This window comes from Frankia sp. CeCAU1 (genome assembly GCF_977971845.1).
This window is the reverse complement of the sequence record NZ_CDWWXA010000008.1, coordinates 73,915-77,520: the sequence shown is the minus strand read 5'-3', so window position 1 is coordinate 77,520 and position 3,606 is coordinate 73,915. Positions and strand designations below refer to the sequence as shown.

The following is a 3,606-nucleotide window of genomic DNA, read 5'->3' as shown; positions in this document are numbered from 1 at the left end:
GCCCTCCCCCGCCGCCGCTGGTGAGAGACACCGCCACCATCTTCGCGCCACCGCGCCGCGTACCCGGCGGACCCACCGGCCAGAACGCTGACACGTCGGCGGCATCTCGCCGCCCACCCGATCTTCGGTGACCGAGAGAAACCTGACCGAAAGGCCAGTAATGCCCCCGCAGACGACCGTCCTCCCGTACCGGACGCCCCACACCGCGCCCTCCCGTGCGGCGTCCGTTCCGGCGGCGTCCCTTCCACGACCGTCCCTGCCACGACCGTCCCTGCCGAGACCGTCCCTGCCCGCGACGGCGCCCGCGCACACGCCCGACGCCGGCCTCCGGACCGGCCAGTGGGAGATCGCGCCGCCGCCCCAGCGCGGGGTGTGGGTCGACCGCACCGCCTGGCTCGCCACCGTTGACGGCCGGACCCTGCAGCTGACCTACCTGGAGTTCGAGGTACTGGACTTCTTCGTCCGCCATCCCGGGCAGGCGTACAGCCGGGAGGCACTGCTCTGCTCGGTCTGGGGCCATCAGGTCGACGACGAGTCGGCTCCCGACATCCGCACGGTGGATGTCCTGGTGACGCGGCTGCGGCGCAAGCTCGGCCCGGAGCACCGGGACCGTATCGAGACCATCCGCCGCGTGGGCTACCGCTACCGCCCGGCGGATCCCTCGACCGACGGTTGACCACCGACGAGGTCCCAGACCGTCTCCGCCCGGTAGGTGGGCGATGATCCGGACTCGCCGCCGCCCGAGCTGCTCATCAGGATGAGCCGCTCGACGCTCCAGGGCAGCGATGGGACATCGGCACGCAACAGCTCGACGAGCGGTTGCAGTGCCCGCCCGCGTCCGTCCGGCACCCGGGCGAGCGTCAGATGTGCGCGCAACGGACGGGTGTCCCGGCGGGCCGCCCCGGCACGCTCGGCGGCCCGCCGGACCCCGACCGCCAGCGCCGCCAGGCGTGGGCTGGCTCGCGAGCCTGCCACGTCACCGGCGGCTGCGGCTGCGGCTGCGGCAATGCCGTCGACGGATGCGTCCGCGGTCACCGGCGGTGGCTGCCGCACCGCGGTCCACAGCACCCGATCGCCGAACCGTCCGCCGCCGACCGTCTCGACGGCGAACGGGCCGTGCCGGCGTGCCACCCGCGCCAGTCTCACGCCGAGCTCGGCGCGCCGGTCGTCCGGCACCGGCCCGAGGAAGGCGAACGTGACGTGCCACTGGTCCGGCGTGGTCCAGCGCAGATCCGCCGCCGCGGCGCGCGTCCTGCGCACGGCCGCGAGCAGCGCCTCGGCGACCTCGGGGGGTGGGACGGCCGCCACGAACAGTCTGGTTGCCAGCTCAACCTCCCTGGAACGACAGGCTCCCTCTCCCTGGGGCGGACGACAGTCTCCCTGGAACGGACGACAGTCTCCCTGGGGCGGACGACAGTCTCCCTGGGGCGGACGACAGTCTCCCTGGAACGGACGGCAGTCTCCCTGAGCCGAGACGAACAGTGCGGCATGGACCTGCTCCGGGCCCGGATGGCGAGCGCTCGGCCTCCGATCGGTTCTCGGCGACAATCGGGTTGACCGGCGACCCTCGCCACCGGACGGGGAGCACTATCAATGCTGTGACGACGCTCCCCGATCTGGTGCCGCCGCGCGATCCCGCCCTTTCTCAGGCCTGGCGGGAGCTGCGTCGCGTCGTGCGTCGGCGGCAGCCGGACCTGCCCCTCGCGATGGCCCTGGTCACCGACGGCTCGGACATCACTACCGCCGAGGTGCTGCGCGATGCCGGGGTCGACGTCGTCGGTCTCCTCGCCCCGGAGCCGCTGGAGTCCCTGGCCTGGGCCGCCGAGGCGGGTGTCCGACGGGCGTACGCCGATCTGCTCACCTTGCTCTCGGACGACATCGAGGCGGTCTGCGTGGAGATACCGCCGCCCGCGTCCGACATCGTCGCCCGGCAAGCGGCCGAGATCGGCCTGCACGTACTCCTGGCCGGGCCGGCGACCGTCGAGGCCGAGGCCCTGCGCGCGGTCGCCGACCTCGCCGAGGAGGGTGATCTCGCCCACGTGGTCGCGCTCGACGGGCGGGCCTGGCCGGCTGCCACCCACGTCGCGGCGACCGTTCCCTCCCTGGGCCGGCTCACCCAGATGACCGTGGTGGGCGCGCCGAACGGGCCCGCCGGGCGGGTCGAGATCATCGACCTGGCGATGCGCTGGTGCGGCGAGATCCTCGCGGTCTGCGCCGATCCGGCCGCGATGCCCGCCCCGGCGCTCACCCCGGACGCACCGGTGACGCTGGCCCTGCTGGCGGCGAGCGGCGCGACGGTCCTGATCAACGAGCAGATGGGCGGGAACCTCGGCACAGCCACCCTCACGGTATGCGGCGACTCCGGACGCATCGTCGTCCGGGGCCGTCTGGTCCGCCGCCAGGACGACAGCGGCATCCGGGATCTGATGATGCCGACCGTGCCGACCTCCCGGCCGGGGCTGGTGGAGGCCACCTACGACGTGGTGCGTGCCACCGAACTCGACGACGCACGGCTGGTCCGCGGCGCCACCTTCCACGACCTGCTCACCGCGAACCACCTGATGGCCGCCGCGCAGACCTCCCATCAGCAGGGCGGTTGGGTGGAGCTCTGAACGGCGGTTGGAACGATGCTCGGATCGGCGGGCGGCCTACGAGCCGGCAAGCGCGTCCAGGATCGGTGCGGCGCGGTTCAGCGCGGCGATCTCCTCGTGTGAGAGCTCGGCCAGCCGATCGGTCAGCCATTCGTCCCGGCGCCGACGGTCGTCCTCGAGCAGGGCTCGACCCGCCTCGGTCACCTCGGCGATCACCTGACGGCCGTCGGTGGGATGCGGCCGGCGCTCGACGAGCCCGGTGACGGCCAGATGCGCGATCACCCGGGTCATCGACGGCGGCTGGACGCGCTCGTGGGCGGCGATCTCCCCGAGCGTCATGGGGCCGTGCCGCTCCAGCGTGGCAAGCGCGGAGGTCTGCGTGGGGGTGAGCCGACTCGACCGTTCCTGGCGCATGCGCCGGGAAAGCCGCATCACCGACAGGCGCAGCGCGGACGCGAGTTCGGCCTCACGTGCCGTCTCGGTCTCCATCTCACGACGGTACTCGTTAGCGACACTCAGAAACGAATGACATTCTGGTGAACCGCCGAAAACAGCAGGAGGCGGGTCGGCCACCCCCCAGCGGCAGCCGACCCACCACCACAGGCGGCCTCTCGCGAGCTCCGGCCCCCGAAGGCCCGACCCCGAAGGCCCGGTCGCCGAGGGACACCGACCCGTTTCTCCAGCCTCCACCTTCGATGCCACCGCTGGCTTCGGGGGCAGCTCCAGAGTTCTTCGGGGGGTTGCCGCCGGGAGATTAGGGGGGAACCCTCAAAACCCGTGGTCGCCATGTGCGACGCTTGTTCGGTGAGATTCCGGCTACATACGGTGGATTGAGGTGCCTCATCCGCGTGTACCCCGCAGGCTGGCCGCCTGCGCCGCCCGCCACCGCTCATGGTGCTTCGGCATCGGGGGCGTGGCCACCACGGCCGGAACGGTCGCCTGCCAGTGGCCGGCATTCTCCGACAACCCGGTGACGGCGGGCATCAACGTCTCGGTGGCGCTCGCCTTCGTCCTC

The 3,606-nt window shown here is 72.5% G+C and carries 4 protein-coding genes and 1 pseudogene; 3 read left to right on the top strand and 2 right to left on the bottom strand.

Annotated elements, in window-relative coordinates; translation table 11 throughout:
- Positions 1-127 precede the first annotated feature (127 nt).
- Complete coding sequence (locus AC08OO_RS03190; RefSeq protein ID WP_476618221.1) at positions 128-676, top strand: winged helix-turn-helix domain-containing protein; 549 nt, start codon at positions 128-130, stop codon at positions 674-676.
- Here AC08OO_RS03190 and AC08OO_RS03185 read toward each other — a convergent pair.
- Entirely contained in the window at positions 643-1,308 is a 666-nt protein-coding gene (locus AC08OO_RS03185; RefSeq protein WP_476609050.1) for a 2'-5' RNA ligase family protein, read from the bottom strand. The genes AC08OO_RS03190 and AC08OO_RS03185 overlap by 34 nt on opposite strands.
- Positions 1,309-1,598: 290 nt before the next feature.
- On the opposite strand from AC08OO_RS03185, the gene AC08OO_RS03180 reads away from it, so the two are divergent.
- Positions 1,599-2,612: a Gfo/Idh/MocA family oxidoreductase gene (locus AC08OO_RS03180; protein WP_476607497.1), complete on the top strand. Its 1,014-nt coding sequence runs from the start codon at positions 1,599-1,601 to the stop codon at positions 2,610-2,612.
- Positions 2,613-2,648: 36 nt separating this feature from the next.
- On the opposite strand, the gene AC08OO_RS03175 is transcribed toward AC08OO_RS03180, so the two are convergent.
- Entirely contained in the window at positions 2,649-3,080 is a 432-nt protein-coding gene (locus AC08OO_RS03175; protein ID WP_476607498.1) for a MarR family winged helix-turn-helix transcriptional regulator, read from the bottom strand.
- A gap of 346 nt (positions 3,081-3,426) precedes the next feature.
- On the opposite strand from AC08OO_RS03175, the pseudogene AC08OO_RS03170 reads away from it, so the two are divergent.
- Positions 3,427-3,606, top strand: a pseudogene (locus tag AC08OO_RS03170) (sensor histidine kinase); the annotation flags it as partial.

Bases quoted from the DNA above. Each gene is read 5' to 3' on its own strand.
- AC08OO_RS03175 (WP_476607498.1), bottom strand. From the start codon at position 3,080: ATGGAGACCGAGACGGCACGTGAGGCCGAACTCGCGTCCGCGCTGCGC.